Source organism: Streptomyces sp. NPDC012510, assembly GCF_042955065.1.
In the GTDB taxonomy this organism is placed as follows: Bacteria; Actinomycetota; Actinomycetes; order Streptomycetales; family Streptomycetaceae; genus Streptomyces.
This window is the reverse complement of the sequence record NZ_JBIBEN010000008.1, coordinates 340,418-365,314: the sequence shown is the minus strand read 5'-3', so window position 1 is coordinate 365,314 and position 24,897 is coordinate 340,418. Positions and strand designations below refer to the sequence as shown.

The following is a 24,897-nucleotide window of genomic DNA, read 5'->3' as shown; positions in this document are numbered from 1 at the left end:
GCGCCGTTCAGCGCAGGTGTGAGGTGTCGTTGAGGAGGCGGAGGGTGGCGTTGCCGTCGGCGTAGTAGGCCAGGGCCGTCAGGGAGGCGGCCGACAGTTCCATGCGGAACAGGGACTCCGGGGGTGCGCCGAGGGCCAGGCGTACGAGGGTCTTGATCGGCGTCACGTGGGTGACGAGCAGGACGGTGCGGCCCCTGTGGGCGGCTACCAGCCTGTCCCGGGTGGCGGCGACCCGGTGGGCCACGGCCGCGAAACTCTCCCCGCCCCCGGTGGGTTCGGCGTCCGGGGAGGCCAGCCAGGCGTTCATGTCGTCCGGATACCGCTCCCGCACCTCGCCGAAGCTCATCCCCTCCCAGGCGCCGAAGTCCGTCTCCCGCAGCCCGTCCTCGACGGCCACGGGGAGGCCGAGCCGCGCCGCGACGATCCCCGCCGTCTCACGGCACCGCGCCAGCGGCGACGACACGATCTCCTGGATCGTCCCCCGAGCCGCCAGCGCACCGGCGACCCGTTCCGCCTGGTACCGGCCGACCTCGGAGAGGGAGGGATCCGCCCCTCCGCTCCCCGAGAACCGCTTCTGCGGGGTGAGCGGGGTCTCGCCGTGCCGCAGCAGCACGAAGGTGGCGGGGGTGCCGAGATCGGGGGCGGTGGAGGCGACGTTCCTGGCGGCGCGGAGGTCGGCGGCGGTTCTGGCGGCGGTTCTGGCGGCGACTTCGCCGGACCGACTGCCGCCGGGGACGGTCGGGGCGGAGGCGGTGGGGGCCGTGGGGGCGGGGGCTGTGGGGGCAGAGGCCGTGGGGGCAGAGGCCGTGGGGGCAGGCGCAGAGGCAGAGGCAGGCGCAGAGGCAGGGGCAGGCGCAGGCTCAGAGGCCGAGCGTGTCGGCGCGGCGACGGGCCCCCCGGTTGACGTGCCCGAGCCACCGGAGGAGCCCGGAAGGGCAGGAACAGCCGCCTCCTCGGTGGCGCCCGCCGAGCCCGACGCTCCCGTTCCCACCGAGCCCGCGGCCTCCCCCCTCGCCTCGTCGGCCCCCGCCCCCGTCGCCCGAAGCGCCGGACCCCCCGCCAGTGCCGCCCGAGCCTTCGCCGCCCCGGCCGCCGCATCCCCCGGTGGCCCCGACGGCTCGGGCGCGGCAGGGGCGGTGGCTTTCGCCGCGCGACGTGTGTCCAGGTCGGCCGTGGACGCGGCGGCCGACCACCGCTCCCCCCGCTTGCCCGCGTCCATCGCCTCGTTGGCGAGGCGGTCGGCGTGTTTGTTCTGCTCTCGTGGGATCCACTCGTAGGTGACCTGGCTGGGTGGGAAGACACGGGCGGCCTCGGCGGCCAGCGGCTTCATGTCGGGGTGTTTGATCTTCCAGCGGCCCGACATCTGCTCGACGACGAGCTTGGAGTCCATGCGGACGCGGACGGAGGCCGCGGGGTCCAGGTCGTACGCCGATTTGAGGCCCGTGATGAGCCCCCGGTACTCGGCGACGTTGTTCGTGGCGACCCCGATGTACTCGGCGGCCTCCACCAACGTCTCGCCCGTCGCCGCGTCGAGGACGACGGAGCCGTAGCCCGCGGGCCCCGGGTTGCCCCGGGAACCGCCGTCGGCCTCGACGATGAACTCCCGCACCACGCGGCCCTCTCCTACAGACCCGACTCCGCCGTGCGCACCAGGATGCGGCGGCAGTTCTCGCAGCGGACGACCGTGTCGGCGGCGGCCTTGCGGATCTCGTTGATGTCGGTGATCGACAGCTCCTGGCGGCAGCCCTGGCAGGTGCGCTGGTACAGCTTGGCCGCGCCGATGCCGCCCTGCTGGTCGCGCAGCTTGTCGTAGAGCTTGAGGAGGTCCTCGGGGATCGCCGCCGCGATGACCTCCCGCTCCTTGGTCACCGTCGCCACCTCGCCGTCGATCTCCTCGAACGCGGCGTCCCGGCGGGCGGTCGCGTCGTCGACCTTGCCCTGGACCGCGCCGACCCGCTCGGTCAGCTCGGCGACCCGCTCCTGCACGGACTCCCGGCGCTCCATGACCTCCAGCACGATGTCCTCCAGGTCACCCTGCCGCTTGGCGAGGGAGGCGATCTCGCGCTGGAGGTTCTCCAGGTCCTTCGGGGAGGTGATCGCGCCGGAGTCCAGGCGCTGCTGGTCGCGGACGGCGCGCTGCCGTACCTGGTCCACGTCCTGCTCGGCCTTGGTCTGCTCGCGGGCGGTGTCGCTCTCCTCGGTCTGCGCGGCCACGAGCAGATCGCGCAGTTGGGTGTGGTCCTTCGTCAGCGACTCGATCTCGGCGTGCTCGGGCAGCGACCTCCGCTTGTGCGCGAGTTGCTGCAGTCGTACGTCCAGGGCCTGGACGTCGAGGAGGCGGATCTGGTCGGCGGGCGCGGCGTTCAGTTGGGGGCTCCCAGGTCGGTAGAAGGGGTGGTGGACGCCGCGTGGGCGGTCCAGGGGTCGGTGACCGTCTTGGAGACGTGGACGCGCAGTCCCCATCCCTCCCGGTCGGAGATCTCGTCGAGCTGGGCTGCGGCCAGCTCGCACCAGGGCCACTCGGTGGCCCAGTGCGCCGCGTCGAGCAGCGCGAGAGGTGTGTGGGTGCCTTCCGTGGTGCGGGCCACGGCCTCGGAGGCCGGGTGGTGGCGCAGGTCCGCGGTGAGGAAGGCGTCGACACCGGCCGCGCGTACGTCGTCGAAGAGGCTGTCGCCGGAGCCGCCGCTGACGGCGACCATGCGGACGAGCGCCTCGGGGTCGCCGGCGACCCGGATGCCCTGCGCGGTGGCGGGCAGCCGCTCGGCGGCCCGCTCGGCCAGCTCCCGCACCGTCAGCGGGTGGTCCAGCTCGCAGACCCGGCCGAGACCGCGCCGCCCGGCGGGGTCGGCGGGGTCCGGCACGAGAGGGCGTACGACGCGCAGGTCCAGCGCGCCGGCGAGGGCGTCGCTGACCCCGGGGTCGGCGGTGTCGGCGTTGGTGTGGGCGACGTGCAGCGCGATGTCGTTCTTGATGAGGGTGTGCACCACGCGGCCCTTGAAGGTGGAGGCCGCCACGGTCGTCGTACCGCGCAGATAGAGCGGGTGATGGGTGACCAGCAGGTCGGCGCCCAGCTTCACCGCTTCCTCGACGATCTCCCGGACCGGATCCACGGCGAACAGGACCCGCGTGACCTCCTGTTCGGGGTCTCCGCAGACCGTGCCGACCGCGTCCCACCCCTCGGCCCTCTCGGGCGGCCAGAGGGCGTCGAGCGCGGCGATGACTTCAGACAGACGGGGCACGCACAGAAGGCTACCCGCACTCCTCCTGTCCCCGACCTGCCCCGGGCCACTTGACCAGCCCACGACCAGCGCACGACCAGCGCACGACCAGCCCGCGACCGGACGACCGACCAGCCGACGGCCGGATAACGGCCGGATGACGACCAGCCGACGACCGGGCCATCCATCGACCAGCACATCCGTCGGCGTTCCCTCAGACGAATCGGAGGACGAACACCCTTATGTGTGAAGGGGGTGCGTGTCGTCCCCCGTCTGTGCGTACGAAAACTAGCTTCGTCGCCGGAGGTGATCGAACGATGACGGCCTGTACACCCCCCTCACCCACGACGGGCCACGGGAACGGGACGGAACAGGAGGACGACGGGAAGGACGCCGGCGCGGGCAGAGGAGCGAGCGGAGGGCCCCCGCCACGGCCCGGCTGTGTGATCACCGCCGACGGGTCGTACGCCGCCCGGCTCGCGCTCGACGGTGAGTGCTGGTTCCCCGAGCGCTGGACCCTGGACGGCCCCGAGCCGTACGCCGTGCCTCTGCCCGGCAACCAGCCGGAGGAACCCGGCACGGAGGTGCTCCCCATGGCCGACGGTCGGGTCCTCATCCACCGGCTGGCGGCCGACCGGCACCTGTTCTCGCTCCTCTACCCGACGGGTCCCGCCACGGGTGAACTGCAGCTCGGCGCGGTCGAGTGCGCCGACCCGGCGGCCGAGTTGCGGTTGCTGCCGCCCGCGCCGTGCGGGGAGCGTGCGTACGCCCTGGCCCTGGGCCGGAGCGCCACGACGGTGTGGCTGGTGGCGGGCGGGGCGTTCGGGCCGGAGCTGCTGGCGCAGGTGCCGGGGCGGTGCTCGGGCGGCGTCTGGCTGGACGGGACGGGGCGGCTGCTCGCCCTGGACCAGGAGTTGGACGGCCGGACGAAGTCGGTGGTGGTGGATCTGGAGCAGGGTGGCGCGGTCTCCCCGCTGCTGCAGATCGCGGACGACAGCAACGACCGGCTGCTGCTCGCCGACCCCGACAGCGGGCTGCTGCTGATCCGCTCCGACGCGCCCTCACCCGGCCACGAGCGGCTCGGCTGGGGTGTGCTCGGGAGCACGCTTCCGATCCGTTTCCCGGAGTGCCTTCGGGTTCCCGACGGCCATCGCGTCACCCCCTTCGCCATCCAGCCGGGTCTGATCCTGACCCCCGAGAGCTGCGGGGTCGCGCTGCGCGTGGACGGCGTGCGGGGCAGTTGGGTCGGTGTCTGGCGACCGGCCGCACGACGCGTCCTCCATCTGCCCGCTCCCGAGGGGTGGTTGACGGGGGCGGGGTTGTGGAGCCGGGAAGGGGTGCTGCACCTGCCGTACTCCACCGGGGCGGTGCCGTGCGGGGTGGCTCGGGTGGGGGTGCCTTGGGCAGAGGTGGAGGCCGCGGAGGACGTCCAGGAGGAGGCCGTGCAGAGGAACGCCGGGGCGACGGCGACGGCGACCGGGTCCGTGCCGGTGGGTGGGGAACCGGCCGGTTCGAGGCCGAGCGGTACACGGCCGAGCGGCGCGGGGCCGAGCGGTACGGGGCCGAGCGGCGCGGGGCCGAGCGGTACGGGGCCGAGCAGCGCGGGGCCGAGCGGTACGGGGCCGAGCAGCGCGGGGCCGAGCAGCGCGGGACCGAGTGGTACGGGGCCGAGCAGAGCGGGGCCGAGCAGCGCGGGACCGAGTGGTACGGCGCCCGCTGTCGCTGGATCCGCCGGTGCGGGGGCGGGCGTCGTCGCGGAACCCGCCGGTGCGGAACCGTCCGGGCCGGTCGTCGCGCGGCCCGTGCCGTTGCAGCAGGCACCGTTGGAGGGGCGGGTGCCCGAGGAGGTGACCGTCGGGTGAAGGTGATGTGCGGAGCGCGGGCGAGGTGGACGAAGCGAGGCCGACACGCCATCGGGTGCCTTCGGGGCGCGCACCACCGCCCTATAAAATCACCCGCCGATAAGAAGATCATTCGACGGGGAACACTTCCAATGAGCGACGCGCACACAGTTCAGCCGCCCACTGCCCACCTCCACGAGACGGAAGGCCACGGCAAGCACCGGGGCCAGATCTCGGCCCACGAAGCCGAGAAGACGGCCCCTCGCGGACGTCACCGCAAGCCGGCCGAGCACAAGGAGTCGACGACGTCCGCCTGATCGGCGGCTCGAGTCCCTCCCGGTCGCCTCTGGAGAAACGTCAATTCGACACGACACCGGAGTGGGCCACCACGGCATCCGGCCCCGCCCGTCATCGACGGGCGGGGCCGATCCGTTACCTGTGGTGAGCCGGTCGCACAGTTCCCCGCGCCCTTACGGGGCCGGTGGCGCCACCTGGCGCGCCGCACCCCCCGCATCCCCCGCATCCCCCGCCTCCGCCCGTCCGTGCCGCAGCCCCAGCACCTCCGTCGCCGCGAACGTCTCGCCCCGCGGCCGGTCGACGTAGTAGGGCGTGAGCAGGCCGTCCAGCTCGTCGTAGGTGAAGGCGTCCTGCTTGGTGTCGAACTGCCTTTGCACACGGGGCCGCTCGACGATCGCGACCATGCCGCCGTGGACGACGAAGAGCTGACCGTTGACCTGGGCTGCGGCGGGTGAGGCCAGGTAGCCGACGAGGGGGGCCACGTGTTCGGGGGCGAGGGGATCGAGGCCGGCGCCGTCGCCCTCCGCCCCGCCCGGCAGTCCCGCGAAGACGTTTTCGGTCATCCGGGTGCGGGCGCGTGGGCAGATGACGTTCGCGGTGACGCCGTACTTGGCGAGCGCGAGGGCGGTGGAGGTGGTCAGGCCGACGATTCCGCCTTTCGCGGCGGCGTAGTTGGGCTGACCCGCGGATCCGGCGAGGAACGCCTCGGAGGAGGTGTTCACGATGCGCCCGAAGACCTGCCCGTCCTCGCCCGACTTGGCCCGTGCGCGCCAGTGGGCGGAGGCGAACCGGGTCGTGTTGAAGTGACCCTTGAGGTGCACCCGGACGACCGAGTCCCACTCGTCCTCGGCCATGGAGAAGACCATACGGTCGCGCAGGATCCCCGCGTTGTTGACGAGGATGTCCAGCTTGCCGAACTCGGCGACCGCCAGCTCCACCAGTTCCCGCGCCTGTTGGTGATCGGACACGTCTCCGGTGTGCGCCACCGCGCGGCCGCCCGCCGCGCGGATCGTCGCCGCGGCCTCCTCTGCGGGCCCGGTGTCCGCCTCGCCGGTTCCGTCCCGCCCCGGTCGGCCGTAGTCGTTGACGACGACGGCCGCGCCGAGCCGGGCCAGCTCCAGCGCCTCGGCCCGGCCGAGCCCGCGCCCGGCACCGGTCACGATCGCGGACAGTCCTTCCAGGGGCAGTGACACCGTCAGTCCCTTCTGGCAGAGAGGATGGGATCGCCGAGCCGTCAGCCAGACGCCACCAGTCCGATGCCGTCGGCCAGACGCCGTCGGTCATCCGATGCCGTCAGTCCGATGCCGTCGGTCAAATCTCGATGCAGGTCCGTAGTGCCACCCCGGTCCGCATCTGGTCCAGCGCCTCGTTGATGTCGGCGAGGGGCACCCGGTGGGTGATCAGGCCCGCGAGGTCGATGCGGCCGGCGCGCCAGAGGGCGATGGCCCGCTCGTAGGAGCGCAGGACGTCCCCGCCCCCGTACATGGAGGGCAGGATCCGCTTCTCGTCGAAGAACAGCTCGAACATGCTGAGCTGGAGGAAGTCGTCCAGCGCGCCCGCGCCGACGACCACGAGTGTGCCGCCGCGCCGGGTGGTCTCGTAGGCGGTGCGAGCGGTGGTCGAGCGGCCGACGACCTCGAAGACGTAGTCGAAGCCCTCGCCGCCGGTGACGGACTGCTTGGCGTCGGCCAGCCCGTCCGGCGGGACCGCCTTGGTGGCACCGAACCTGAGCGCCGCCTCGCGCCGCGAGGCCACCGGGTCGACGGCGACGATCTCGGCGGCGCCCTTGAGCCGGGCGCCCTGGATCGCGGAGATGCCGACGCCGCCGCAACCGATGACGGCGACCGACGAGCCCGCCTCCACATCGGCGGTGTTGAGGGCGGCGCCGAGCCCGGTGGTGACACCGCAGCCGATGAGGGCGGCGATGTCGAAGGGCACGTCGTCCGGTATCGGCACGGCGCAGCCCGCGTCGACGACGACCTCCTCGGCGAAGGTGCCGGTGCCCGCGAAGCCGAAGACGTCCCCGGCGGGCCGCTTGAAGTTGGGGGTGCCGGCGTTCAGGAAGCCGGCGAGACAGAGCTGGGTCTGGCCGCGCTTGCAGGCCGGGCAGCTTCCGCAGGCCGGGAGCCAGCAGACGACGACCCGGTCACCGGGCTTCAAGTCCCGTACATCTTCGCCTACTTCGACGATCTCGCCGGCGCCCTCGTGCCCCGGGACGAACGGGCCGGGCTGCGGCAGCACCCCGGCCATCGCGGACAGGTCCGAGTGGCACAGCCCCGTGGCGCGCACGCGGATCCTCACCCTGCCCGGCCCGAATCCCACCGCCTCGACGTCGTCGAGCACATCCAGCTTGTCCTGGCCGATCTCGTGCAGTACGGCTGCGCGCATGGTGCGACCCCTCCCGGGAGTACCTGTCCACCTACGGTTGTCCTGAGCCGCTCGTCACGGCTGTACCGAGCTGCTCATGCGTGCTCGACGACGGTGTCCGCGAGCACCGGCGCGTCGTCCCGCTCCACAGCGCTCACCGTCACCCGCACCGAGCGTTCGTCCGGCCGCCACATCCGGATACGGAGGGTCTCGCCCGGGAAGACGACTCCCGCGAAGCGCGTCCCGTACGAGCGGACACGGCCCACGTCCCCGCCGAGCACCGTGTCCACCACGGCCTTCAACGTCATCCCGTACGTGCACAGCCCGTGCAGGATCGGCCGGTCGAAGCCGGCGCGCGCGGCGAACTCCGGGTCGGCGTGCAGCGGGTTCCAGTCGCCGGAGAGACGGTAGAGCAGTGCCTGGTCCTCGCGGACGACCCGCTCGACCTCCTTGTCGGGGTCGGTGGCCGGCGGTTCCTGCCTGGTGGACGGCCCGCGCTCGCCTCCCCAGCCGCCCTCTCCGCGTACGAAGATCTGCGCCTCGTTCACCCACAGCGGCCCCTCGGCGTCGGCGACCTCGGTCCGCATCACCAGGACGGCCGCCTTGCCCTTGTCGTAGACCGCCGCCACACGTGAGGTCGCCGTCGCCCGGCCCTCGACCGGGATCGGCCGGTGCAGCTCCACGCGCTGGCCGCCGTGCAGGACCTTGGCGAGGTCGACGTCCACGCCGGGAGCGTTCAGGCCACCGATGACGTCCGGCGAGCCCGCCCCGGCAACGGTCGCGAAGCTCGGCAGGACGTGCAGCCGGGACTCCAGCGTGTAGCGCAGCTCGTCGGGGTCGGTCGCGGGAATGCCCGCGCCGATCCCGAGGTGGTAGAGCAGCACGTCCTTACGCGTCCACACGATCTCGGCGGAACGGGGCTCAGCCGCGAGGGCCTTGGCTGCGTCGATGGGCATGGGGCTCCTGGGCGTGGGGGCGGCGAGTGGTGTGGGTGCTGTGGGTGCTGTGGGTGGGTCCGGGGCGGGTGGCTTCGGCTGGGGAACCTCGGTACGACCGTCCGCACCAGCGGCCGCACCGAGGTCGTCACGGGGGGCCGGAACCCCGCCCATCTAGAACGCGTTCCAGTCCGGCGACCCTCTGTATAGCGGAGCCTCGTGCACATGTGAAGACTCCTGACGGCGCGTCACTTCTTCATGAGAAGGTCAAGATTTCCTTAGTCACTCAAAACAACGGAATAGTTGCCCAGGCACACGAGGTTCCGATGGCACCTACTCGCGCCCGCCGCCGCCGCGCGCCACGCCACCGCACCACCACCACCACCACCACCGCCACCGCCACCGCCACCGCCACCGCCAGGAGACCCGCTCGATGACGCCGCCGCACACACCGACCCCGACCGAACGCCCCACCCCGAGAGCGATCGTGCCGGTGCTGGCCTTCGCGGGGATCGTGGTCGCGGTGATGCAGACCCTGCTGGTGCCGGTGATCAAGGACCTCCCGCAGTTGCTGGACACCTCCCCCAGCAACGCCACCTGGGTCCTGACCTCCACCCTGCTCTCCGGCGCCGTGGCCACCCCGATCATGGGCCGTCTCGGCGACCTCTACGGCAAGCGCCGCATGCTGCTCGCCAGCCTGTCCGTGATGGTGGTCGGCGCGCTGATCAGCGGTTTCACCAGCGCACTCCTCCCCATGATCGTCGGCCGTACCCTCCAGGGCTTCGCCATGGGCGCGATCCCGCTGGGCATCGGCCTGATGCGCGACGAACTGCCCCGTGAACGCCTCGGCTCCGCCATGGCCCTGATGAGCTCGTCCATAGGCGTGGGCGGTGGACTCGCTCTGCCGCTGGCCGCGGCCGTCGCCCAGAACGCCGACTGGCACGCCCTCTTCTTCGGCGCCGCCGGACTCGGTGTGCTCTCGATCGTCCTCACCCTCGTCGCCGTACCGGAGACCAGCACCCGGGCGGAGGGCACCTTCGACCTCCTGGGCGCGCTCGGCCTCTCCCTCGGGCTCGTCCTCTTCCTCCTCCCCATCACCAAGGGCAGCGACTGGGGCTGGACCTCCGCGACCACGCTCGGCCTGTTCGCCGCGTCGGCCGCGGTCCTGCTCCTCTGGGGCGTCCTGGAGCTGCGCATCCCGGCCCCGCTCGTGGACCTGCGCACCACCGCCCGCCGCGAGGTCCTCCTCACCAACCTCGCATCGATCATGGTCGGTGTCTCCTTCTACGTCGTCTCCCTCGTCCTGCCGCAGCTCCTCCAGCTCCCCACCTCCACCGGATACGGCCTCGGCCAGTCGATGATCGTCGCGGGTCTGTGCGTGGCCCCGCTGGGTCTGACGATGATGTTCACCGCGCCGGTCTACGCCCGGATCTCCGCCCGGTACGGCCCCAGGAGCACCCTCATCCTCGGCCTGCTGATCATCGCGATCGGCTACGGCGCCGGCCTCGGCCTGATGAGCGCCGCCTGGCAGACCGTGGTCGTCTCCGTCGTCCTCGGCACCGGTATCGGCCTCGCCTACTCCTCGCTCCCGGCGCTGATCGTCGGCGCCGTCGACCCGTCCGAGACGGGTGCCGCGAACGGTCTCAACTCCCTGATGCGCTCCATCGGCACGTCCGTGTCGAGCGCCGTCATCGGCATGGTGCTGGCGAACACCGCGAACCACGTCGGCGGGGTCGACATCCCCACCCTGCACGGCTTCCGCGTCTCCTTCGTGATCGCCACGGCCGCCGTCGCCCTCGGCCTCCTCCTGGCCCTGTTCCTGCCGGGCCGCCGCCCCGCGCCCGTCCCCACGTCCGTCCCCGCGCCTCGCACCGGTGACGGGAGCGGCGACCGAGGCGCCGATCGCGACGGCTACGCGACGGCGCTCGCGTCCCCGTCGCGGTCGGCCGGGCGGGTGATGTGAGGAGCCGCTCCGATCACCCGCATGGCAGCATGGGGCGCCCCGTGCCGTACGGGCGTGTGCTCCCGTACGGCATCCACCAGCGCGTACGACATCACGGAGGACCCCATGTCCGCGGCTCCCGCCCCGGCTCCCGAGCCGGAGATCCTCGCCGCCTTCGAGTCGGCCAAGGGGTTCATGCCCGTGGGTGAGGGGCTGGCCCTGTACGCGGCGGCGGTGGAGGCGGGGCGGCTCGGGCTGCCGTTGCTGGAGGTCGGGACGTACTGCGGGCGGTCCACGATCCTGCTGGCCGACGCGGCCCGTGCGGCCGGGGTCACGGCGATCACGGTCGACCACCACCGGGGCAGCGAGGAGCAGCAGCCGGGCTGGGAGTACCACGACGAGTCCACGGTCGACCCCGAGGTGGGCCGCATGGACACGCTCCCCACCTTCCGCCGCACCCTGCACAGGGCGGGTCTGGAGGACCACGTCGTCGCGGTCGTCGGCCGTTCCCCGCAGGTCGCGGCCTTCTGGGGCACCCCGCTCGGCCTCGTCTTCGTCGACGGCGGTCACACGGACGAGCACGCCACCGCCGACTACGAGGGCTGGGCCCCGCACGTCGCCCCCGACGGTCTCCTCGTCATCCACGACGTCTTCCCGGACCCCGTGGACGAGTTCACCGGCCAGGCCCCGTACCGCGTCTACCTCAGGGCGCTGGAGTCCGGCGCCTTCAAGGAGGTCTCGGCGACGGACTCACTGCGGGTGCTGCGGCGGACCGGCACGGGGATCTGACGCGAGCGTAAAGACAAGGACCTCACCGACCGGCAGGCACCCACCGGCACACCCGGCAGGCACCCCCGGCGCACCGCCCGGCACCCCGGCGCACCGCCCGGCACCCCGGCCCACCGACCGGCACCCACCGGCCCACCGGTCACGCCACCTCGATGCCGTAGTCCTGGACCAGTTCCTCCAAGCCGCCCCGGTACCCCTTGCCGCCGACGACGAAGTCCCAGTCGCCGCCGGCGCGGCGGCGGAAGGAGCCGAGGGGCAGCGCCGTCTCGCCGGCGCGGCCGTCGGAGACCTCCAGCGTGCCCTGTTCGTCGCGTGCGGCGTCCAGGAGGCGGATGCGGGCGTCGGTAAAACCGGAGAGGTCGGCGTCCGGGTTCCCGGCCGGGTCGATCGCGGCGACGAGGACGAGGCGGTCGGCGGTGTCCGGCAACGTGTCGAAGGAGACCTGGATCGCGGCCTTGTCGGGCGCGGTCGGGGGGACGGCGCGGACCGTGCCGTCGGGGGTTGTGAGCTGCTGCCGGATGACAGGACACGAGTGAGTCCTGGTGGGCATGAGTGAGGGCCCGGCTGCTTGTGGAGGGGTTTCGCGCCGGGGAACGAAAGTTCTCGTATCGAATGAGTGACCTTCGCCGGTGGTGGTCGTTGGGAGTGATGGCGGGTGTCTTCGGACCTTGGAGGGGAGGGTGGTCGCGGTGGGTGGACTGCGGGAAGTGGCGGCGGCGTTCGTGGCTCCCGGGCCGTCCGGCGTGGCGGTGCGTGACCGCCCGCCGGTCACCTGGCAGCGTGGCGCCTCGATGCCCATGGGAACCCGGTCGGGCAGCCCCGCCGGTTCTTCTACGACCTGTCTGGCAGCGCAGAGCATCGTGACGCCCAAGTGCGGCACGCCCTGTCGCGACTGCTGAACTGGGCGAAGTCCTGCGGCGTGGCCCCTGTCGCGGTCGAAGATCTCGACTTCACGGCGGAGAAGACCCGCGAGAAGCACGGCCGCCGACGCCGCTTCAGGCAGCTCATCTCCGGTATGCCCACCGGCAGGCCGCGCGCCCGGCTGACCTCGATGGCCGACCAGACCGGTATCTCGATCATCGCCGTCGATCCGGCGTACACCTCGAAGTGGGGCGCCCAGCACTGGCAGAAGCCGCTTGCCGCACCCCGGCTTAAGACAACCCGTCACGATGCCGCGAGCATCGCAATCGGGCGACGCGCCCAAGGACATCCGATCCGGCGACGGACGACACCGCCCCGTGCACACCAGAGTGATGCGCACGGGCATCGGACCGTCCAGGCCCGACCGGCGATCCTTGGGCGTGAGGGACCCCGCCCCCGCGTTCCCGGACCACGGACACGATCCGTGCCGCCGGACGCGGCGAGAACGCGGGCGACCAGGACATCCAAAACCGTTCGGAATGTCCGCAGTGACCAGGCATGGGTACAAGACTCACTCCTGCTCACTGATTAGGGACGGTGCGGAGGTTGTTGTAGAACACGAAGTGGTCGTCGCTGAGGACGCGGTTGCCCCGGCAGACGAGCGCGCAGACGTCCAGGGCGACGCCGCCGGTCCAGGACATGCCGAGCACGTTGTGGTCGACGGGGCCCGGGGCGGTGGGGGTCGCCCGGCCCGAGGGATCTCCTGAGGTCCGTTGGCCGGGAAGGGCGGGGTCGGCGGGCCGGGCGGAGTCGGCGGGCCGGGCGGGAGCAGCGGGGCCTGGCCCGGCAGGCGGCTCGCCGGTCCCCAGACGCCCCCGGAGCCCGTGCCGCTGCAGCAGGTCGACGAGTTCACGCCCCGAGACGAGTTCCAGCGGTTTGCCGTTCGCGAAGGTGTGGGAGCCCGGTCCGAACTTGGACGTGGTCACCAGGACGCCCTTGTTGGCGCCGGCGTCCTGGACGGTGCCGTACAGGTCGCGAACGGCGGTGGGCGGGACGGTGTTGCGTTGACTTGCTCCCCGGGCTGAAGCCCGAGGATTCTGGCCTTCTCGTCCGTTGCTGTGCCGCTACGCGGCACGGGGTTCGGACGGGAATCCATGGCTTCCTGCTTCGTCGCGCTGTGCCAGGACGAGTCCTGGTCTTACCTGCGCTCCACAGGCTGTAACCGCCAGTCCGGCGGCCGTTTTCACGTTCTTCGCGGCATTGTGGTCGCGGTCATGGATCGCGCCGCAGGCGGCACAGGTCCAGGTCCGGATGTGCAGGGGCTTGGGACCGTCCTTGGCCCCGCACGCGGAGCAGACCTGGCTGGTCGGTGTGAAGCGGTCGATCTTCACCAGGGTCCGCCCGTATCTCACCGCCTTGTACTCCAGCATGTGCACGAACTGCGACCAGCCCGCGTCATGCACACTCTTGGCCAGCCTGGTGCGCGCCAGTCCCTTGACCGCCAGGTCCTCCACACCGATCGCTTGGTTGTCGCGGATCAGCTTCGTGGAGAGCTGGTGGTGGAACTCCCGGCGCGCGTCGGTCACCGTCGCGTGGGCGCGGGCGGCCTTCAGGCGCGCCTTCTCGCGATTCTTGCTGCCCTTCTGTTTGCGGGACAGCTCCCGCTGGGCCTTCTTCAGCTTCTTCTCCGCGCGGCGCAGGAACCGCGGGGAGTCGATCTTCGTGCCGTCGGAGAGGACCGCGAAGTGGGTGAGCCCCAGGTCGATGCCGACGGTCCGGCCAGTGCCGGGCATGCGGGTGGCACCGGCGGCCGGGTCGGTCTCGATGACGAAGGAGGCGAAGTACCGTCCGGCCGCGTCCTTGATCACGGTGACCGAGGAGGGCTGTGCCGGCAGGGTGCGTGACCACTTCACCTTCACCGGACCGATCTTCGGCAGGTTCAGCCGGCCGCTGTCGGTGAGGTGCCAGCGGGCGTTGGCGGTGAACCGGATCGACTGCCGGGCGTCTTTCCGGGACTTGAAGCGGGGCGGGCCGATCCTGGGGCCCTTGCGGGTGCCCTTGAGGGAGGCCAAGAAGTTGCGGTACGCGGTCTCCACATCACGAAGGGACTGCTGCAGAACGACCGCGGAGACCTCGCCCAGCCAGGACCGCTCCACGGTCTGCTTCGCCTGGGTGATCAGGCGGGTGGACAGCTCGCCGATCCTCGGGAACGGTTGCCGGGCCTTGCGGGCGTCCTCGCGGGCGCGCACCGCGTCGTTGAACACCACGCGGGCACACCCGAACGCCTTCGCCAACGCTCTCTGCTGGCCGGGGTCCGGGTACAGCCTGAAGGCGTACCGGAGCTGCATGACGGCCACGCTACATACTTGGGTTATGGGTGAGATGCAGAAGATCAGAACGGGCCGGCACTGTGCTTTCGTCATGCATGTGCACTTGGTCTTCGTGACCAGGTTCCGGCACAGAGTGTTCACCGATGCCCACTTGAGGCGCATGGAGGAGATCATGCGGTCGGTGTGCGCGGACTTCGAGTGCGAGCTGGTGGAGTTCAACGGCGAACACAACCACGTCCATCTCCTGGTGAACTTCCCGCCCAAGGTCGCCGTCACCAAACTGGTCAACTCCCTCAAGGGCGTTTCCTCACGCCGCCTGCGTCAGGAGTTCCCCGACCTGGTACGCCACTACTGGCGGGCCAACAAGCTGTGGTCCGGCTCCTACTTCGCCGGAACCGTCGGCGGCGCCCCGCTCACCGTGGTCAGGCAGTACATCGAGCAGCAGAACCGACCGGCGTGAGCCCTGCCCGGCTCCACCGGGAGCAGCGGTCACGGTGCTCCGCACCATGGGTGATGAACACGCGGTATCCCGCTCTGCCGGACAAGAATCCGCGACGCTCCGCGTCGCAATCACAGATTCGCTTCACCACCGGGCTGAAGCCTGATGCACTGCGAATGAATCGCGGTAGCGCTTGACCTGTATGACGATCTTGCCGCCCCGGATCGGTGTGGGATCCAGGGCGTCGACGTCGACACCGCCGTCGTTGGAGCGCTGGGTGGTCACCGCCTGCATGCCCATGGCCCGGGAGAGCTCCGCGACGAGCTGCTCGAAGGCGACGGGGTCCATCTCCAGCAGGTCGGGGTCCTCGCCGCCGCCGTGGGTGACGACGCCGTTGCCCTCGTCGTCGGGCCTGCGGCCGGTCCGCACGGGGGTGCGCTGGTCCGGGCGGGCCGACAGTTACCCCGGAGCCCGTCCGTCAGACAGTCGACGGCGCTCACCTGCTCCAGGTGCAGACCGGTGAACACCGACCTCGACGTCATCACGGTCGCCAGGAAGATCTGGGTCCGGCGGCCGGTGGCCGGTTCGTGGTCGTCCACGAACCCGTTGAGGACCACCGACTCCAGTGCGCCGAACTCGTCGGCGGCGAAGAGGTCGTGCAGCACCAGCAGGACGCACTGCGCGAGGACGTCCCGGTAAAGGGCGCGGCGCTGGGTTACCGGTCTCGGTCGCTCCTTGTCCTGGTCGACGCTCGGCATGTAGTGGACGGTCTTCACCTGGGGGACGACGTCGTACCGGGGCAGTTCCCAGTCCAGGACCAGTTGCCGGGCCGCCGAGTCGTACGCGGCGGACACCCCCCGGGGGGAAGCCGTCGGGCCAGGCGGCGGAGGCGTAGAGGGCGGCGGAGAAGTAGTCGACCGCGGCTTCCGGGTCGCCGCCGCGCAGGGCCGTCGCCATCTCGGCGCGGCCGGCGTTGTGCCGCCGGATCTCCGCCCGCTGTCCCTCGGCCCACTCCTCGTACTGCCGCCGCTACTGGGCCAGTTGCTGCTGCCGCCGCGCCTCGGCGGCCTGGGCGGCGTGCCAGTCGTGCTCGAACCGGGCGCGCGCCTCGGCCTGGGCCTGCGCGCGGCGCTGGGCAGTCCAACCGCCCTGCGCCCGGTAGTGGTTCGGGTCCGGCATGGGCACGGGCTGGGCCAGCGGCCCCGGCGAGAAGGGCTCCAGCCGTTCGGGGCGGGTCAGGGAGGCGGCCCGGAACGCGGGGGCCCGGCACCCGGCGACCAGCAGGCCCTCCAACGCCGCGACGCGGGCGTCGAGTTCCTCCGTACGGCGCCGCGCCTCCGCCTCGCGCTGCTGCCGGTACGCGGCCTGCTGCTCCCGCTGGCTGCGCGCCAGGTCCCGCTATTACGCGCGCTGTTGTCGCTCGTACTCCCGCTGCTGCCGCGCCCGCGCCTCCGACTGGCATTGCTGCTGGCGTTGTGCCTCGGCCCAGATGCCGACCAACCCGTTGGAGCGACGACTCATGCGCTACAGGCCCTCCCCCAGGACTCCCCGCACAGCTTGCCGAAGCCCTGCCCCACAACCAGACGTAACCGCACGACTCTATCCCGTACGTCTCAGGGGGGATCCAGACCCGTACGGGGCTTAGCCCGCACACCGGACGAGCAGGTAGACGGCGCCCACCACGACGGCGAACACGGCAGCCACAGCGGGTCGGTAGGCGCGCTTGGAGAGGGGGCGGGCCGGAGGGGGCGCGGATGGTGCGGGGCGCCGTGGGGGCGGGGTTCCGGAGGGGGCTCCGGTGAAGAGCGGGGGCGGCAGGGGGCTGACGACGGGTGGCACCGGGGCGTGCCACCGGGGCTCCGCGCCGGTGTCCATCACCTGAGATTGGAGTTGGCCGGTGGCCAGGCGGCGCCAGCGGTTTCCGGAGGTGTCGGTGAACTCGGCGGAGGAGAGGAGGGGCGAGGGCGGTGAGCCGGCGGCGGAGGTCATCGGGAGGTCGGCCGTGAGCACGCCGCCTGCGGCCAGGACGTCACGGCCGCCGAGGCGGACGCCGTCGTAGTGGAGGGCCACCCGGACCAGCGGCTGGTTGCTGGTGTTGACGGCTTCCAGGCGCCACCGCACGTATCCGTCCGCGAGCACCGAAGGGCTGCTGACCATCGTGACGTGCAGCATCGACGACTGGATCAGCTTCTCCCGCTGATCGGCCTCGCGTTCCCTGGCCTCGAGGCGGCGTTCCCGCTCCGCCAGCCGCCGCGCCTGACGGACGTTGTGCCGGTGCCCCGCCAGGCTCACACCGAGCGCCCCTGCCCCCACCACGGCCCCGAGAACCGCGATCACCACCTCCAGCATGCCCGTACTCTGACCCGCCGAGGGGCCGGCGGTCCAGCCCGGCCGTGGCGCCGAGGCTCGGCGAGAGCGCTCCTGCGGGGGCGCGGGGCCGTGACATGTGCGGCTCCGCCGCGTGCGCGCGACCGGCCACGCACGGCCGTTCGTCGCGACATCGACCGTTCCCCTCCGGCGGGGCGGGACGCATACCGCCCGCACTCCGGAGGAGCGGCGCCCCGGCACCCGGTCGGCCCCGTATCGTGGCAGTCGTGTCGTATGTAGGCCCGGACTTCGATCCGCCCCAGCCCCGCCGTTCCCCCCTTCGTCGTCCACTGACCATGGCGGTGGCCGCGGTCGCCGTGGGGGCGGTGGCCGGGTGGGGGGTCTGGCAGGCCGTCGGGGACACCGGGGGCGGCAACGGCGGATCGGGCAGCACGGCGGGCCCGCAGACCCGGTCCGCGACCACGCCCGCGCCCTCCCCCGACCCGACCGGCGACGCGACCGCCTCCGGCGGCGACGGCAAGGACGGCGGCGGGAAGGGCGGCCCCTCCGGGTCCTCCTCCGCGCCCGCCGCCACCGGCCCCCTCAAGGGCAAGGTCGTCGTGATCGACCCGGGCCACAACCCGGGCAACTTCCAGCACACCGACGAGATCAACCGCAAGGTGAACATCGGGACGACCTCCAAGGAGTGCGACACCACGGGGACGGCCACCAACGACGGCCACACGGAAGCCCGGTTCACCCTGGACGTCGCGCGGCGGCTGCGGACGCTGCTCGAACAGCAGGGCGCCACGGTCGAGTTCACCCAGGACGACGACCGGGCCTGGGGTCCGTGCATCGACGAGCGGGCGCGGATCGGCAACGAGGCGAAGGCGGACGCCGTGGTCTCGATCCACGCGGACGGCTCGGGGGCCGGCAACCGTGGCTTCCATGTGATCCTGCCGGGCGCGGTGCACGAGGGCGCCGCCGACACCCGGCCCATCGTCGCCCCCTCCCGTGAACTCGGCGAGCGCGTCGCCGGCCACTTCGTCCGGGCCACCGGCAGCGCCCCCTCCAACTACGTCGGTGACGGCACCGGTCTCGTCACCCGCACCGACCTCGGCGGCCTCAACCTGTCCACCGTCCCCAAGGTGTTCATCGAGTGCGGCAACATGCGCGACAGCAAGGACGCGGCCCTGCTGATGAGCGGCGACTGGCGACAGAAGGCGGCGCGAGGAATCTCCGAAGGCATCGCGGGTTTCCTCAAGAACTGAACGTCTCTCTGCTTTCCGCGCGTTACGCATCGGGTCCCGGGCGGTCTCGATCTGTCAACGGTTCGCCCCGTGTTCATCGTGTGCGCCGGGATGCGCGATATCCATGACGCGGCACCGTTGACCAGCGGTGCCTGGCGGCAGAAAGCGGCGCGGGGGAACTCTGCGGGAATCGTGGGTTTCCTGCGAGGGTAGCGGGCGGGTCGTGATCATCGAGATGATCCCGGCGGACACCCACACCGGTCGGACGATAAGGTCGTCCCTACGATGAGGGGCCACCCCCGCGCTTCCCACCACGGCCTTACGGCGACATGGTGACGGCGACGCCTCCACCGACGACGAGACGACTGACGAAGGACCTGAAGTGAATATCCGCTCCCTCACCAGAGGCGACGGCGTCGTGATCGGAGCAGCGGTATTGCTGTTCATCGCGTCGTTCCTCGACACGTTCGACGGCTCCGGCGACAACCTCCCCAATGCCTGGGACAACCTCGGCTTGGTGATGAGCATGTACGTCGGCGGCATCGTCGGTGCGGTGCTGATCGTCATCGCCCGTGCGCTGCCGCAGCCGCCCAAGGTCGTCGGCCTCGACGTGGGCCAGCTCGGGGTGGCTCTGACGATCTTCGCCGCGTGGACCTCCTTCTGGTCGATCATCGACCCGATGGGGGCGATGGAGGAGTTCTTCGGCAGCTTCGGAGGCTCCGAGCCCGACTCCGGCGCCGGTCTCATCCTCGGTCTGATCGCCGCCCTCATCCTGGCCGCCGCCGCGATCGCCACCCCCCTCGTCCCCGCCCTCAAGGCCGCCCTCGTCGGCGCCCCGCGGCCGGCCGCGCCGCAGCCGTACGGCGCCCAGCCGCCCGGTGGTTACGGCTACCCGGGCGCCGGCGCGCAGGCGCCGTTCGGTCAGGGTCAGCCGCAGCCCGGTCAGCCGGGTCCGGGGGCGCCGTTCGGTGGGGGGCAGCCGCAGCAGGCGGCGGCGCCACAGCCGCCGGCCGGGGACTTCTCGCCGTTCTGGTTCGCCGTTCCGGTGGCGCGTCCGCTGTTCGCGGAGGACGGCTCGCAGTCGACGATCGCCGAACTGGCGCCGGGCACCTGGTACCTGGCGGTCGAACAGCGCGGCGCCAACCTGGTGGCCCAGACGCAGGACGGCCGCCGTGGCGTCCTGCAGGACACCAGCGGTATCCAGCGCGGCTGATCACCTCGCCGTACAGCCAACAGCGGCCGCAGTGGCCATAGCGGCCGCGGCCGCAGCAGCCGTACGACGGCCCCTCGCTCTTCCGGGCGGGGGGCCGTTGTCGTACAGTCGCCTCCCGCCCCGTTGAGCTGACACACCGTCAGGAGGCAGGCGTATGCGGCTCGGTCTGGCACTCGGTTACTGGGGACGCGGCCCCTCGGCGGACCATGTTCCGCTCGCCCAGGAGGCGGAGCGACTCGGCTACGACTCGGTGTGGACCGCCGAGTCATGGGGCTCGGACGCCTTCACCCCGCTGACCTGGATCGCGGCGCACACATCGAGGATCAAGCTGGGCACGGCGGTCGCGCAGATGGCAGCCCGGTCGCCCACCACCACCGCGATGCACGCCCTGACCCTGGACCACCTCTCCGGCGGACGCGCCCTCCTCGGTCTGGGACTCTCCGGGCCACAGGTCGTCGAGGGCTGGTACGGGCGGCCGTTCCCGAAGTCGCCGCTGACCGCCACCAGGGAGTACGTCGACGTCGTACGCCAGGTCCTCAGGCGCGCGGCCCCCGTCGAGCTGGACGGCCGCTTCCACGCCCTCCCCTACGACGGCCCGGACGGCTCCGGCATCGGCAAGGCACTGAAGTCCATCACCCATCCGTTGCGCGCCGATCTGCCCGTCCTGCTCGGCGCCGAGGGGCCGAGGAACATCGCACAGACCGCCCGGATCGCGGACGGCTGGCTGCCGTTGTACTGGTCGCCGTTGCGGGCGGAGGTGTACGAGGCCTCGCTGACCGACGCCCCCGAGGGCTTCCTCGTCGCGCCCATGGCCCGTGCGAAGGTCTGCGACGACGTCGCCGAAGGGCTGTTGCCGGTGAAGGCGATGCTCGGCTTCTACATCGGCGGAATGGGGCACGCGAAGCGGAACTTCCACGCCGACCTCATGGCCCGTATGGGGTACGAGGAGGAGGCCCGGCGCGTGCAGCGGCTCTTCCTCGACGGTCGGCGCGAGGAGGCCGTCCTCGCCGTGCCGGACACCTTCGCCGACGAGATCTCGCTCGTCGGACCGCGTAAACGGATCGCGGAGCGGCTGGAGTTGTGGCGCAAGGGGCCGGTGACCGATCTGCTGGTCCTCGCACCGGACCGGGACACCTTGCGGGTGCTGGCCGAGCTCAACTCGTAGGCGTCCGGGCGTTGTCACCCGCCCGCCGGAATTCCATTGAGGTTTCAGCGAAGCCGGACGGGTCACCCGTACGGCATGTCTCGATATAGCGGCTCCAACCAGGCGGGCCGGGCCATAGCGATCGTCGCCGACGTCATGGCCTTCATCCTCGGCCTGTGGATCCTGATGTATCTGCTGGACGCGAACAGCACGAACGACTTCGTGCAGTTCGTCCATGACGCGGCCCGCTGGCTCGCGGGCTGGTCACACGACCTGTTCACCTTCGACGAGCAGTGGGCCAGGGTGGTGGCCGGGTACGGTCTGGCGGCCGTCGTGTACCTGTTCGTGGGGCACGCGATCGCCAACCGGATGCATCGCCACTGAGCGCCAGACCAGACCCCGCGGCCTGGAAAGCACGGGGCGCAGCCCCTGCTTTCAGGGGCGCGGGGAACTGCGCGACCAGCCCCCACTCACCCGCACACGCCCCCCGCGGCTCAACAGCACTCCGCTTCCAGGCCGCGCGGTAGACGCTCGCCACCGAACACCGCGCACGTCGCCTCGTCGCCGCCCAGCGCGGCCACGGCGAGCAGGAGGGAGCCGGCTGTCCAGGAGGTCAGCTCCTCGGGCCAGACGGCCTGGGCGTCGTAGACGTAACCCGTCCAGTACAGGCCGGTGTCGGTGTCACGCAGGTGCTGGATGGACTGGAGGATCTCCAGGGCGCGGTCGGACTCGCCCATCGCCCAGAGGGCCAGGGCGAGTTCGGCGGACTCGCCGCCGGTCACCCAGGGGTTGGGGACCACGCAGCGGACGCCGAAGCCGGGGACGACGAAGCGGTCCCAGCCCTCCTCCATACGGGACTTGGCCTCGGGGCCGGTGAGCGCGCCGCCGAGCACGGGGTAGTACCAGTCCATCGAGTAGCGGTCCTTGTCGAGGAACCGCTCGGGGTGCCGCCGTATCGCGTGCCGTAGCGCCCCTACCGCCAACTCCCAGTCGGGCTGCGGCTCTTCGCGCTGTTCGGCGATGGCTAGCGCGCAGCGCAGCGCGTGGTGGACGGAGCAGCTGCCGGTGAGCAGCGCGTCCGCAGTGGGCGTCCCGTCGTCGTCCTGCCGCCAGCCGATCTGGCCGCCGGGCTGCTGCAGCCGCAGCACGAACTCGACGGCCGCGTAGACGGCCGGCCACATGCGGTCGAGGAAGGTGTCGTCGCCGGTGGCCAGGTAGTGGTGCCAGACGCCGACGGCTATGTAGGCGACGAAGTTGGTCTCGCGGCCCCGGTCGGTGACGTCGTCGGCGTCCCCGTCGGCGTACGCGGCGTACCAGGAGCCGTCCTCGTTCTGGTGGCGGCGCAGCCACTCGTAGGCGCGCTCGGCGGCCTCGTGCTCGCCGGCCGCGTCCAGGGCCATGGCCGCCTCGGTGTGGTCCCACGGGTCGAGGTGGTGCCCCCGGAACCACGGGATCGCGCCGTCCTCCCGCTGGACGGCGAGGACGCCCCGTACGGTCGCGGCGGCCTGCTCGGCGGTGAGGACCCCGGGCAGGACCAGGTGTTCTGTCCGGGGGGTGGTCACTTGGCGGCCGCCCCGGCGTCGGTCCCGGCGTCCTCGGAGATCCGAGGAAGGTGGGGCTTGGTCGCGTACGCCACGAAGCTCTTGCCGATCAGCGGGTTCAGCGCCTGCTCGGCGACCCGCGTGGCCAGGGGCTTCTTCATGATGTCCCAGACCAGCAGCTTGTGGTACGCCCGCACGGGCAGCGCCTTGTCGTTGTCGACGCCGAACGCGCACTTCAGCCACCAGTAGGGCGAGTGGAGGGCGTGGGCGTGGTGGGTGCCGTACGGGCGCAGGCCCGCTTCCCTGATCTTCTCCAGCAGCTCGTCCGCCTTGTAGATGCGGATGTGACCCCCCTCGACCTCGTGGTACGCGTCGGAGAGCGTCCAGCAGACCTTCTCGGGGCCGTAGCGGGGCACCGTGATGGCTATGCGTCCACCGGGCCTCAACACCCGAACCATTTCCGCCAGTACGCCCTTGTCATCGGGGATGTGCTCCATCACCTCGGAGATGATGACGACGTCGAAGGACTCGTCGGGGAAGGGCAGTGCGAGGGCGTCGCCCTCCATGGCCGTCGCGGTGGCGCCCTCGGGGGCCTCGCCCGCCTCCTTCATCGCCGCGAACCACTTGGCGACCTCGCGGATCTCCTCGCCGTTCTGGTCGAGGGCCACGACCTGGGCGCCGCGCCGGTAGCACTCGAAGGCGTGCCGGCCCGCTCCACAGCCGAGATCCAGGACACGGTCCCCCGGGGCGAGCGGGAACCGGGAGAAGTCGACGGTCAGCACGTGGCCCTGCTTTCGCGGTTGGCGCTTTCGCGGTTGGCTTCAACTACTTCGTTGGCTTCAACTACTTCTTCGGCGGCTGCTGCGGCGGCGGCTTCGACGGGCCGGGCCGCCGCCGGTACGGCGTGCGCGGCGGCTCCCGCCGGGCGCTCCTGCGCACGGGCGATCGCCTCGCGGTAGTGGGCCACCGTGCCCTCGGCGGCCTTGGCCCAGGTGAACCGCTGGAGGACGCGTTCACGTCCCGCCTGGCCGAGACGCTGCCGCAGCTCCGGGTCGCCGAGGAGCCGACCGAGCCCGACGGCCAGGGCGCCCGAGTCGCCCGGGGGAACCGCGAGGCAGGTCTCACCGTCGGGACCGGCGACCTCCGGTATGGCCCCGCCGGTGGTCGCGACCAGCGGCGTACCGGTGGCCATGGCCTCGGCGGCGGGCAGCGAGAACCCCTCGTACAGCGAGGGGACGCAGGCGACGTCGGCGGAGCGGACCAGGTCGACCAGTTCGGCGTCGGAGATGCCCTTGACGAACTCGACGGCGCCTTCGAGGCCGTACCGCTCCATCGCCTGGGCGACCGGGCCGTCCGTGGGGCGCTTGCCGACGACGACCAGATGGGCGGCGGGGTGCTCGGTGCGCACCTTCGCGAGCGCCTCGACGAGGTAGACGAGCCCCTTGAGCGGCACGTCCGCGCTGGAGGTGGTGACGATGCGGCCGGGCACACGGGCCACGGCCGGATTCGGCGAGAAGAGGTCGGTGTCGGCGCCGATGTGGACGACGTGGACCCGGTCGTCGCGTACGCCGAGGTGGTCGACGATCTCCTGGCGGGAGGTGCCGGAGACGGTGAGGACGGAGGGCAGCCGTCGTGCGACCCGCTTCTGCATGCGTGTGAAGGCGTACCAACGGCGCACGGACGCCCGCCGCCCCCATCCTTCGGCCGCGTCCAGTTCCAACTGCCGGTCGACGGTGATGGGGTGGTGGATGGTGGTGACCAGGGGCGCGCCCACGTCCCCCAACAGTCCGTAGCCGAGGGTCTGGTTGTCGTGGACGACGTCGAACTCGCCGCGCCGGGCGCGTAGATGGCGGCGGGCGCGCAGCGAGAAGGTCAGGGGCTCGGGGAAGCCGCCGGTCCACATCGTCGCCACTTCGAGGGCGTCGATCCAGTCGCGGTACTCGTCGCGCTTGGGGGTGCGGAAGGGGTCGGGCTGCCGGTAGAGGTCGAGGCTGGGCAGCTCGGTGAGGGAGAGCAGGCCGTCATGGCCCTCGTCGAGCACCGGGTACGGCTGGGAGCCGATCACCTCGACGCGGTGGCCGAGGCGGGCCAGCTCGCGGGATAGGTGCCGTACGTAGACGCCCTGGCCCCCGCAGAACGGGTTCCCTTTATAGGTGAGGAGCGCGATGGTGAGCGGTCGCCCGCCGTCGGCAGCTAGGTCATGCCGTGACCCCGCCTGACTGGCCTCAGCGGTCACTCCTGACCCCCTTCTCACTGCGATTTCCCGTGAGATTACGACGAGACGGTAATCTAGAACAAGTTTCAGAGTTGATCGTTCAAGAGGCTTTGAATCTACCGGCTGGTAGAACCGCCGTGAGAGCCGGATCGGGTGATTCACGCCACGGCACCCGCCCTGGCATGCTGTCTGATCGCACACCCTCACC

General features: G+C 71.7%; 20 protein-coding genes and 4 pseudogenes. 10 read left to right on the top strand and 14 right to left on the bottom strand.

What is annotated here, in order from left to right:
* Nucleotides 1-7: 7 nt before the first annotated feature.
* From ACFY9I_RS18185 to ACFY9I_RS18175, 3 genes are read right to left on the bottom strand one after another with little or no spacing between them, the layout of a single operon-like run.
* On the bottom strand, nucleotides 8-1,609 hold the full coding sequence (locus ACFY9I_RS18185) for a bifunctional RNase H/acid phosphatase (RefSeq protein ID WP_391002728.1): 1,602 nt from the start codon (nucleotides 1,607-1,609) through the stop codon (nucleotides 8-10).
* Nucleotides 1,610-1,623: 14 nt separating this feature from the next.
* On the bottom strand, nucleotides 1,624-2,367 hold the full coding sequence (locus ACFY9I_RS18180; protein ID WP_391002726.1) for a C4-type zinc ribbon domain-containing protein: 744 nt from the start codon (nucleotides 2,365-2,367) through the stop codon (nucleotides 1,624-1,626).
* Entirely contained in the window at nucleotides 2,364-3,239 is an 876-nt protein-coding gene (locus tag ACFY9I_RS18175; protein WP_391002676.1) for a Nif3-like dinuclear metal center hexameric protein, read from the bottom strand. Before ACFY9I_RS18175 ends, ACFY9I_RS18180 begins: the two co-directional genes overlap by 4 nt.
* A gap of 296 nt (nucleotides 3,240-3,535) precedes the next feature.
* Here ACFY9I_RS18175 and ACFY9I_RS18170 point away from each other — a divergent pair, with 296 nt between their 5' ends.
* The gene (locus tag ACFY9I_RS18170; RefSeq protein WP_391002674.1) at nucleotides 3,536-5,080 is read left to right on the top strand and encodes a hypothetical protein; all 1,545 of its coding nucleotides are present in this window, start codon (nucleotides 3,536-3,538) and stop codon (nucleotides 5,078-5,080) included.
* Between the two features lie 131 nt (nucleotides 5,081-5,211).
* Nucleotides 5,212-5,376, top strand: coding sequence for a hypothetical protein (locus tag ACFY9I_RS18165; RefSeq protein WP_391002672.1), 165 nt, complete (start codon nucleotides 5,212-5,214; stop codon nucleotides 5,374-5,376).
* Nucleotides 5,377-5,529: 153 nt separating this feature from the next.
* On the opposite strand, the gene ACFY9I_RS18160 is transcribed toward ACFY9I_RS18165, so the two are convergent.
* From ACFY9I_RS18160 to ACFY9I_RS18150, 3 genes are all read right to left on the bottom strand, one after another.
* Nucleotides 5,530-6,549, bottom strand: coding sequence for a 3-oxoacyl-ACP reductase (locus ACFY9I_RS18160; RefSeq protein WP_391002670.1), 1,020 nt, complete (start codon nucleotides 6,547-6,549; stop codon nucleotides 5,530-5,532).
* Between the two features lie 118 nt (nucleotides 6,550-6,667).
* Nucleotides 6,668-7,744 (bottom strand): alcohol dehydrogenase catalytic domain-containing protein, encoded by a 1,077-nt coding sequence (locus ACFY9I_RS18155; RefSeq protein ID WP_391002668.1) that lies wholly within the window; start codon nucleotides 7,742-7,744, stop codon nucleotides 6,668-6,670.
* Nucleotides 7,745-7,818: 74 nt separating this feature from the next.
* Complete coding sequence (locus ACFY9I_RS18150; protein ID WP_391002667.1) at nucleotides 7,819-8,679, bottom strand: MaoC/PaaZ C-terminal domain-containing protein; 861 nt, start codon at nucleotides 8,677-8,679, stop codon at nucleotides 7,819-7,821.
* A 412-nt stretch (nucleotides 8,680-9,091) separates the two neighbouring features.
* Here ACFY9I_RS18150 and ACFY9I_RS18145 point away from each other — a divergent pair, with 412 nt between their 5' ends.
* Both ACFY9I_RS18145 and ACFY9I_RS18140 read left to right on the top strand, forming a co-directional pair.
* On the top strand, nucleotides 9,092-10,621 hold the full coding sequence (locus ACFY9I_RS18145; protein ID WP_391002665.1) for an MFS transporter: 1,530 nt from the start codon (nucleotides 9,092-9,094) through the stop codon (nucleotides 10,619-10,621).
* Between the two features lie 105 nt (nucleotides 10,622-10,726).
* Nucleotides 10,727-11,389: a class I SAM-dependent methyltransferase gene (locus tag ACFY9I_RS18140; protein WP_391002724.1), complete on the top strand. Its 663-nt coding sequence runs from the start codon at nucleotides 10,727-10,729 to the stop codon at nucleotides 11,387-11,389.
* 139 nt (nucleotides 11,390-11,528) lie between these two features.
* On the opposite strand, the pseudogene ACFY9I_RS18135 reads toward ACFY9I_RS18140, so the two are convergent.
* A pseudogene (locus ACFY9I_RS18135) lies at nucleotides 11,529-11,891 on the bottom strand (TerD family protein); the annotation flags it as partial.
* A gap of 261 nt (nucleotides 11,892-12,152) precedes the next feature.
* Here ACFY9I_RS18135 and ACFY9I_RS18130 point away from each other — a divergent pair.
* Nucleotides 12,153-12,842, top strand: a pseudogene (locus ACFY9I_RS18130) (IS200/IS605 family accessory protein TnpB-related protein); the annotation flags it as partial.
* A 4-nt stretch (nucleotides 12,843-12,846) separates the two neighbouring features.
* On the opposite strand, the pseudogene ACFY9I_RS18125 reads toward ACFY9I_RS18130, so the two are convergent.
* Both ACFY9I_RS18125 and ACFY9I_RS18120 read right to left on the bottom strand, forming a co-directional pair.
* Nucleotides 12,847-13,314: pseudogene (locus ACFY9I_RS18125) on the bottom strand (restriction endonuclease); the annotation flags it as partial.
* Between the two features lie 60 nt (nucleotides 13,315-13,374).
* A complete protein-coding gene (locus ACFY9I_RS18120; protein ID WP_391002663.1) occupies nucleotides 13,375-14,598 on the bottom strand; it encodes an RNA-guided endonuclease TnpB family protein in 1,224 nt (407 codons plus the stop codon).
* Nucleotides 14,599-14,623: 25 nt separating this feature from the next.
* Between ACFY9I_RS18120 and tnpA the strand changes: the two genes are divergently transcribed.
* Nucleotides 14,624-15,040 (top strand): IS200/IS605 family transposase, encoded by a 417-nt coding sequence (gene tnpA, locus ACFY9I_RS18115; RefSeq protein WP_391002661.1) that lies wholly within the window; start codon nucleotides 14,624-14,626, stop codon nucleotides 15,038-15,040.
* Between the two features lie 156 nt (nucleotides 15,041-15,196).
* Here tnpA and ACFY9I_RS18110 read toward each other — a convergent pair.
* Together ACFY9I_RS18110 and ACFY9I_RS18105 are read right to left on the bottom strand one after the other, a co-directional pair.
* A pseudogene (locus tag ACFY9I_RS18110) lies at nucleotides 15,197-16,216 on the bottom strand (restriction endonuclease); the annotation flags it as partial.
* Nucleotides 16,217-16,660: 444 nt separating this feature from the next.
* Nucleotides 16,661-17,368 (bottom strand): hypothetical protein, encoded by a 708-nt coding sequence (locus ACFY9I_RS18105; protein ID WP_391002659.1) that lies wholly within the window; start codon nucleotides 17,366-17,368, stop codon nucleotides 16,661-16,663.
* A 245-nt stretch (nucleotides 17,369-17,613) separates the two neighbouring features.
* Here ACFY9I_RS18105 and ACFY9I_RS18100 point away from each other — a divergent pair, with 245 nt between their 5' ends.
* From ACFY9I_RS18100 to ACFY9I_RS18085, 4 genes are all read left to right on the top strand, one after another.
* Nucleotides 17,614-18,597 carry an N-acetylmuramoyl-L-alanine amidase gene (locus ACFY9I_RS18100; protein WP_391002657.1) on the top strand — a complete coding sequence of 328 codons (984 nt, stop codon included), beginning with the start codon at nucleotides 17,614-17,616 and terminating at the stop codon, nucleotides 18,595-18,597.
* A 361-nt stretch (nucleotides 18,598-18,958) separates the two neighbouring features.
* Entirely contained in the window at nucleotides 18,959-19,789 is an 831-nt protein-coding gene (locus ACFY9I_RS18095; protein ID WP_391002655.1) for a hypothetical protein, read from the top strand.
* Between the two features lie 154 nt (nucleotides 19,790-19,943).
* Nucleotides 19,944-20,954, top strand: coding sequence for an LLM class F420-dependent oxidoreductase (locus tag ACFY9I_RS18090; protein WP_391002653.1), 1,011 nt, complete (start codon nucleotides 19,944-19,946; stop codon nucleotides 20,952-20,954).
* Between the two features lie 75 nt (nucleotides 20,955-21,029).
* On the top strand, nucleotides 21,030-21,317 hold the full coding sequence (locus ACFY9I_RS18085) for a hypothetical protein (protein WP_391002651.1): 288 nt from the start codon (nucleotides 21,030-21,032) through the stop codon (nucleotides 21,315-21,317).
* A 110-nt stretch (nucleotides 21,318-21,427) separates the two neighbouring features.
* On the opposite strand, the gene ACFY9I_RS18080 is transcribed toward ACFY9I_RS18085, so the two are convergent.
* The 3 genes from ACFY9I_RS18080 to ACFY9I_RS18070 are packed head-to-tail and all read right to left on the bottom strand — an operon-like array spanning nucleotide 21,428 to nucleotide 24,710.
* On the bottom strand, nucleotides 21,428-22,495 hold the full coding sequence (locus ACFY9I_RS18080; protein ID WP_391002649.1) for a prenyltransferase/squalene oxidase repeat-containing protein: 1,068 nt from the start codon (nucleotides 22,493-22,495) through the stop codon (nucleotides 21,428-21,430).
* Complete coding sequence (locus tag ACFY9I_RS18075; protein WP_391002647.1) at nucleotides 22,492-23,256, bottom strand: methyltransferase domain-containing protein; 765 nt, start codon at nucleotides 23,254-23,256, stop codon at nucleotides 22,492-22,494. Before ACFY9I_RS18075 ends, ACFY9I_RS18080 begins: the two co-directional genes overlap by 4 nt.
* Nucleotides 23,250-24,710, bottom strand: a complete 1,461-nt coding sequence (locus ACFY9I_RS18070) for a glycosyltransferase (RefSeq protein WP_391002645.1) — start codon at nucleotides 24,708-24,710, stop codon at nucleotides 23,250-23,252. The genes ACFY9I_RS18075 and ACFY9I_RS18070 overlap by 7 nt, the downstream gene beginning before the upstream one ends.
* Nucleotides 24,711-24,897: the final 187 nt, after the last annotated feature.

Excerpts from the sequence above, each read along its gene's own strand:
- ACFY9I_RS18165 (WP_391002672.1), top strand. The coding sequence starts at position 5,212 with ATGAGCGACGCGCACACAGTTCAGCCGCCCACTGCCCACCTCCACGAG.
- tnpA (WP_391002661.1), top strand. The coding sequence starts at position 14,624 with ATGGGTGAGATGCAGAAGATCAGAACGGGCCGGCACTGTGCTTTCGTC.
- ACFY9I_RS18170 (WP_391002674.1), top strand. The coding sequence starts at position 3,536 with ATGACGGCCTGTACACCCCCCTCACCCACGACGGGCCACGGGAACGGG.
- ACFY9I_RS18105 (WP_391002659.1), bottom strand. The coding sequence starts at position 17,368 with ATGCTGGAGGTGGTGATCGCGGTTCTCGGGGCCGTGGTGGGGGCAGGG.
- ACFY9I_RS18140 (WP_391002724.1), top strand. The coding sequence starts at position 10,727 with ATGTCCGCGGCTCCCGCCCCGGCTCCCGAGCCGGAGATCCTCGCCGCC.
- ACFY9I_RS18145 (WP_391002665.1), top strand. The coding sequence starts at position 9,092 with ATGACGCCGCCGCACACACCGACCCCGACCGAACGCCCCACCCCGAGA.
- ACFY9I_RS18155 (WP_391002668.1), bottom strand. The coding sequence starts at position 7,744 with ATGCGCGCAGCCGTACTGCACGAGATCGGCCAGGACAAGCTGGATGTG.
- ACFY9I_RS18085 (WP_391002651.1), top strand. The coding sequence starts at position 21,030 with ATGTCTCGATATAGCGGCTCCAACCAGGCGGGCCGGGCCATAGCGATC.
- ACFY9I_RS18120 (WP_391002663.1), bottom strand. The coding sequence starts at position 14,598 with ATGCAGCTCCGGTACGCCTTCAGGCTGTACCCGGACCCCGGCCAGCAG.
- ACFY9I_RS18150 (WP_391002667.1), bottom strand. The coding sequence starts at position 8,679 with ATGCCCATCGACGCAGCCAAGGCCCTCGCGGCTGAGCCCCGTTCCGCC.
- ACFY9I_RS18090 (WP_391002653.1), top strand. The coding sequence starts at position 19,944 with ATGCGGCTCGGTCTGGCACTCGGTTACTGGGGACGCGGCCCCTCGGCG.